The 2,257-nt window shown below is 69.3% G+C and carries 2 protein-coding genes and 1 pseudogene; all 3 read left to right on the top strand.

Features of this window, described 5'->3' with window-relative positions; all coding sequences use genetic code 11:
• Positions 1-453: pseudogene (locus tag BDIM_RS17715) on the top strand (P-type conjugative transfer protein TrbL); the annotation flags it as partial.
• Between the two features lies 1 nt (position 454).
• On the top strand, positions 455-1,219 hold the full coding sequence (gene trbF, locus BDIM_RS00010) for a conjugal transfer protein TrbF (RefSeq protein WP_003163488.1): 765 nt from the start codon (positions 455-457) through the stop codon (positions 1,217-1,219).
• Positions 1,216-2,202 (top strand): P-type conjugative transfer protein TrbG, encoded by a 987-nt coding sequence (gene trbG / locus BDIM_RS00005; protein WP_003163487.1) that lies wholly within the window; start codon positions 1,216-1,218, stop codon positions 2,200-2,202. Before trbF ends, trbG begins: the two co-directional genes overlap by 4 nt.
• Positions 2,203-2,257: the final 55 nt, after the last annotated feature.

The following is a 2,257-nucleotide window of genomic DNA, read 5'->3' as shown; positions in this document are numbered from 1 at the left end:
GCGTCCGGCGGCATGGCGAGCCTGCGCGCGGGAACGGCGATGGGCTCGGCGGCTCGCGCCTCTTACCAACTCGGTCAGAACGCCGCCGGAAAGTCCACCATCGGAGCCGGCGCGTCAGGCGTCGCTCGCGCCGCGGCGGGAGCGATGAAGAAGGGAGCCCGGAACGCCGGATCGCGCCTTTCGCAGCCGTTTCGCGAGAGCGCTCAGAAGGGACAGGACGCGGCGTGGAACGCGATGAACAGCACGCGGCCCGCTGGCTCCGCCCCCGCTGCAGCCGTCCCAGGCGGGAGCGCCGGCGCTCATGCCGACGCTTCCAGCGCTCCGGCCTGGGCGCAGCGCATGCGCAGCGAACAGGCGTCCCGTCACCGAAGGCACATGATCGCGCAGGCCGTGAAGGACGGCGACCGTCCGGGCGCGCCCGCCAATCCCGACATCAGCCAGAAGGACGACTAGCATGAAATTCAAGCGCCCCATCCAACGCTATGGCCGGACCCCTCAGCCGGAAACGCCCTACCAACGGGCCGGTCAGATGTGGGACGACCGGATCGGCTCCGCTCGCGTTCAGGCCCGCAACTGGAGGCTGATGGCCTTCGGCTGCATGATGATCAGCGGCGGTCTCGCGGCCGGCAATGTCTGGCAGTCGACCCAGAGCCGCGTGGCGCCCTATGTGGTCGAGGTCGATCGGCTGGGCGAGGCGCGATCGGTCGCGCCCGCTATCCAGAACTATCGTCCGACCGACGGCCAGATCATCTGGCACCTCGCGCGCTTCGTCGCCAACGTCCGTTCCGTCTCGACCGACCCCGTGCTGGTCAAACAGAACTGGTTAGAGGCGTACGACTTCGCCACGGACCGTGGAGCGCGGTTTCTCAATGAATACGCCCGCACCAACGACCCGTTCGCCATGATCGGCGAGCGCAGCGTGTCGGTGCAGGTCACTAGCGTCGTGCGCGCATCGGATTCGTCGTTCCAGGTGAAATGGGTCGAGCAGACCTATGAGCGGGGCAGCCTCGCCAGGACCGAGCGCTGGACGGCGATCCTGACGACGGTCTTTCGCACCCCGAAGACGGCCGACGCGCTTCGCAAGAACCCTCTTGGTCTGTTCGTCAACGCGATCGACTGGTCCCGCGAACTCGACACGACCGCGCCGACGCAGCCGCCGGTCGGAGCGGCGCCGCCTCTCGTTCCAGCCATCACCGCCATCGAAGGAGATACGCCGTGATCCGTTTACCGCTTGCCGGGGTCTCCGCCCTGGCGCTCGCCGCGTGCGCAGGGAAGACCCCGCCGCCCGCCATCGCCTACGACCCCGTCGACTTCCAGCCCGCCGTCGTCGCGGCGGAACCGCCGACCCCGGTCGAGATCGTAGAAACCCCGGTTCCGTTGCCGCTGCCGGGCCAACTCCAGCCTGCGCCTTCCGCGCGCCGCGAGACCGGCTCGCCCACGGCCAGCGTCGAGGCCGCAAACCGCGCCGCGACGCAGGAGCCGTCACGCTCGGGCTACGTCAACGCCGTGCAGGTCTACCCCTGGACCGATGGGGCGCTCTACCGGCTCTACGCCGCGCCGGAACGAGTCAGCGACATTGCGCTTCAGCAGGGCGAGGAACTGATCGCGGTCTCGGCCGGCGATACAGTGCGTTGGGTCATAGGCGATACGGTGAGCGGAGCCGGCGACCATCGGCGGGTGCATGTCCTGGTCAAGCCGTTCGCGGCAGGGCTGCACACCAACATGGTCATCACCACGACGCGTCGCGCCTATCACCTCGCGCTCGAAAGCACCGATGCGACCGCGATGGCGGCGATCTCCTGGACCTATCCGCAGGACCGGTTGCTGGCGCTGCAAAGGGGAAATGACGCAGCGGCGGCGGCGCAGACCGTCGCGCTCGCCGTCGCCGTCGAGAACCTGCGCTTCCGCTATGCGATTACCGGGGATGCGCCGCCGTGGCGGCCGCTCCGCGCCTGGGACGACGGGGCGAAGGTCTATATCGAGTTTCCGGCCCGGCTCGATCAGGGGGAGGCGCCGCCGTTGTTCGTCGTCGGCCCGCTCGGCGACGCCCAACTCGTGAACTACCGGGTCAGCGGACACCATTACATCGTCGACCGGCTGTTCGCCGCGGCGGAACTGCGCATGGGCGAAGCGCCGCAGCGGGTCGTGCGGATCACCCGGACCGATGGCGATCAGCGGCGGGGCCGGAGGGCGTCGCAATGATCGACGAGCCCGACACGCCCCGCGAGACCCCGCCGCGCGAGGGTGCTCCCAAGTC

Source organism: Brevundimonas diminuta ATCC 11568, from assembly GCF_000204035.1.
GTDB classification, from domain to species: domain Bacteria; phylum Pseudomonadota; class Alphaproteobacteria; order Caulobacterales; family Caulobacteraceae; genus Brevundimonas; species Brevundimonas diminuta.
This window is presented reverse-complemented; position numbering and strand designations above follow the sequence as displayed.